We start from the raw sequence: 4,142 nt of genomic DNA on the forward strand, positions 1-4,142 counted from the left end.
CTACTGCCGTTCCTTTTCCGGAATCAACAGCATTTGCTGAATTATCTACATGACCGCTCTGCATCTCTCCAACGAAGCCACCTGCATAGCCTTCTGCGTTTTCAAATCCACTGTCAGCCGTAACAGTCAATCCATCTGCGGTACCAGCAACTTTGCAGTTTGTAATTTTGCTGGATGCAGCTGCAGGACACTTGCCAGTTCCTTCAGACTCAGAATCTTACCAAGGACACTGTTCAAAAGATCTCCTGTGGCATCTCCTGCCTCCGCCGCACTTCCGGAACGCATGATTCCGATATAGCCACCGGCATGATACGGTGCAGTGACTTCTTTTACATTGGTCACATCAGAGTTCTTCACCATGACTGCTTTTCCATTACCGATATATCCTCCAGCATCTCCAAGCGCCACATCATCATTTTTTCCAGATGCTGTTACAACTAAGCTGTCTCCTGCAATAGAAGAATCGGAAATTCTCGGATAAGCCACATCCATGACACTGAGAAGTTGATTTACATCCAAGAGGCCCAGTAACTTAATAGAACCTGTCTGTGCCACATCACCAGGCATCAGCCTTCCTGCAAAACCACCGGCATAGCTGGTTCCCTTTATATAAGAGAGTCCGGTAATATTTGTTGTTGCAATCGCACCAGTCTCACCTTCTGTTGTTTCATTCTCGCTATTCGTGACTGCTGAAATGAAATCTGCTTCTTCACTATTCTTTTCACCTGTAGATCCATTCGAAGATGAATTCGTGTCTGTGTCAGCTTTGAATCCGGAATTGTTGTTTCCATAGTTGATATCTACTGCCTGTCCTTCACCCAGAAAACCTCCTGCCATATCAGCGGATACCTGAGGATCAGAACCATTCGAAACATAGGCAATAGACGTATTATTGAACTCCGGTCTCAGGGCACTGACAACTCCAAGCAGGTTCTCCAATTCAATTCCTGTCAGTTTTGATGTAGTGGAATCTCCAGCACTTAATGCATCTCCGGCTTTAGCAAAACCTGCAAAGCCTCCGGCTTTTCCTGATGTTGCAGATGCAGTAACAGTTTTCAGGTTGCTGATCTTAGTGTCCCTTGCTCGTCCACTAATGCATTCTCCAATAAAACCACCACTATAACCTTTCTCATTGCCAGTAAACACACTATATCCTGACGAAACACCTGAAACAGTGCTGTCAACTGTAAACGTCTCAATCATCTGCCCTACAGAAAGAAGGCTGTCAATTTTCAAAAGCGGTAATCCAAGAAGTTTAATACCACCAACATTAGCAAGAGTACCACTTCCGAAATATCCGGCAAATCCTCCTGCACACTTTCCAGCCGTTACAGAATTCAGATTTGTGACGGATATTTTCCTTACTTCTCCACCTGTTCCATAACCGATAGCACCTCCGGCACGACCATTCTCTTTATCTGACGCAGTAACTGTAAGTCCCAAAGAGCCTCCGTTTACGGAACAATCTTTACATTCAAAACGCATGTAGTCTGCTGCTGTAACTGTTCCGCCAAGGACATCACCGACACTGGTCATTTTAGCGTAACCTAAGATTCCTCCAGCATTCTCCGTTGCTGAAATCTTCACAGAGGAAGCTGCATTGATCTGATTCACACGGTCTGCAAATTCGTAGGTAACACCGGTCTTATTAAGCACTCGCTGGAGGGCTTTTGTAGTTGACTTTGAATCGTCCGTAAGTTCTGAAGTATTGGAAATCTGGACAGCACCTGCATATCCCACAAGTCCACCGGCATTTTTACCGTTTGCTGTTACAGAAATGTTATCTCCTGCAATGGTGCATCCGCTTATAACAGAAGGTCGAAGTCCCACCAGGTTCAGAAGATCCATGTTGGTAAATTTACCATTTAACAACCCTGTAAGAAGATCCTTTACAATTACCAGAAGTCCCTGGCTTTCATCAATATCCGCTACATCACCAAGAGTTGCTATACCGGCAAATCCTCCGGTATAATCTTTTCCGGACACTGTGCCAAGAGAGGAAATACTGCAGTCCACCGCATAACTATTTCGCATTTCTCCTATAAATCCGCCTGCATAACCACTTTCTTTAGATGGGGTTCCCTGTGCAGATACGTTTACCGCTCCGTCGATTCTACAGTTCAGCATAACTGTATTGACCGGGAAATTTCCCATTACTTCAATACCAAGGCTGCTTAATGCGCCTGCTACGACTGCATTCGCAGAACGTCCCACAAATCCACCGGAACAGTCATTTCCAGATACTGTGGTAGTGCCGCCTACAGAACAGTTTTTCATCACTGCACCGATGGCTTCCCCGGCGAATCCACCGGTACTCTTCTGACCTGTAACAGAAGTGCCACCGCTTACAGAACAATTCTGGATACTTGGATTGACATAGCCTACCGGAATCAATTTGTCTACACTGAGCAATCCTCCCTTTAAAAGTACAGTTAACAAATCACCGACTCCAAGCAGCGGAATCAGATTTAGGATTTTTGTTAAAGTACCAACCAGACCTCCTAAGCCACTTGATACCAAATCATACTGTGTCATACCACTGATATAACCTGCAAAGCCACCTGTTCGATCATTTACATTGGAAACTCCATGTAAATTTTCCACATTACAGTTTTCAATCTGGATATTTCCTTTTACAACACCAGCAAATCCTCCCGTTGCCAGAGATTGCGGGTCCGGTTTCAGTCCGCTTAAATTTCCAAGCAGGAGCTTCAGCACACTTCCAATCAGACTGACATTCTGTTTAACCTTTGTTGTAGTTGTAGAAACCGTCACATCAGAAAGGGTAATGTTTTTCACAGTGATTGGATTTTGGGATATTGTCAGGGATGTAGAATATGGTGTTGTCAAATTTCTGAAAAATCCGATACCATATTCTGCCTGATTGTCCTGATCAACTGGATTAGCCTGTGAAATATTGATATGGCTGATTGTTATACTCTGACCTTCAACCATTCCCTTTCGGCCTTCCATGTTTCCCTGGTAGTTGTCAATAGGATCCCAGTTATCATCTTCCCCATTAGAATTGGTACCCGCTTTGGAAAGATCAATATCACGAAAGATAATGTAATTCGCATCCTTACTGTATTTATATCCAGATCCTGCAATATTGGTATTGCTATGTTTTGACGTATCATAAGTAAGTACATAAGTTTTATTCTCATCAACTGTTATACTTTCCGAATCTATATCATCAGTAAAACCACTTTCATCCCCACTGCTTGTAAAAGCTTCTGCATCATCACTTCCTGTCTCAGCTGCTTCCTCGCTATCTGACGGAATCATATCAATCAAATCACTGTCATTTACAGTTTCATCTGCTTCAACGGATGCCGCTTCGGAATCACTGGCAGTACTTTCTGTTGCAGTTACTGTCATATCGGCTGACTCCTGAATCGTACTACTTACATACACATAACACTGTGTAGCTTTTGTACCAGCTATATCCCAAGATGGATTATCCAAATATTCTGTATCATTCAGCTTATGAGCACCGTTTTTATTAGCATACAATTCCTTTCCGGACCAATTATATGTATCATTAAACTTTACAATATCCGCATCACCCGGATAATACAGTTCCGTTTTGTATTCTGATGTATCCGCTGCCGGTTTCCAGTCTGTATATCCCCCCAGTATTCCCTCATTTTTCTCTCTTGTTTCATATACTCGCCAGATTGGTTCTGTCACATCCGTATCTGTTCCGATTGCCCGAAGCTGTGTTTCATTTCCAATCAGAATATAATTTTTATCACCAATCTTTTTTACCACCTGACCGAAATAATTTCTTCCTTCATAGTCGGACGGATATGCGCTAGTAATATCCTGAGTTGTCTCCTCTGTCCCAGCCTTATTAGCAAGAAGCTCCGGTGTTTCTGTTGTAAATGAAGAAGCAAGCACATAATTATGTGTTTTGCTGTAAGTAAGATAGGAACCATCTTCCAGTGTAAAAACCTGTCCCATTCCAACTTTTTCAGCAATATAATCCTCGCTCATTACAGGTTCGCTGTCTGAAGATTTCCCTTTCATCAACTCAAGCTGGTATCGGTTATACACATAAATCGTATCAGTCACTGAATCATATACTGTGTTGCCCGTGCGCTCTGATGATGAAGTGATGCTACCTGTAAAATCTGATGGGA

At 43.0% G+C, this 4,142-nt stretch carries 1 protein-coding gene; it reads right to left on the bottom strand.

Going from position 1 to position 4,142, the window contains the following annotated elements; all coding sequences use genetic code 11:
- Window positions 1-126 precede the first annotated feature (126 nt).
- Window positions 127-3,996, bottom strand: a complete 3,870-nt coding sequence (locus DWZ60_RS17380; protein WP_119222167.1) for a hypothetical protein — start codon at window positions 3,994-3,996, stop codon at window positions 127-129.
- Window positions 3,997-4,142 lie beyond the last annotated feature (146 nt).

The sequence above is a fragment of the Blautia sp. AF34-10 genome (genome assembly GCF_003477865.1).
Classification (GTDB): domain Bacteria; phylum Bacillota; class Clostridia; order Lachnospirales; family Lachnospiraceae; genus Fusicatenibacter; species Fusicatenibacter saccharivorans.

Excerpts from the sequence above, each read along its gene's own strand:
- DWZ60_RS17380 (WP_119222167.1), bottom strand. The coding sequence starts at position 3,996 with ATGAGCGAGGATTATATTGCTGAAAAAGTTGGAATGGGACAGGTTTTT.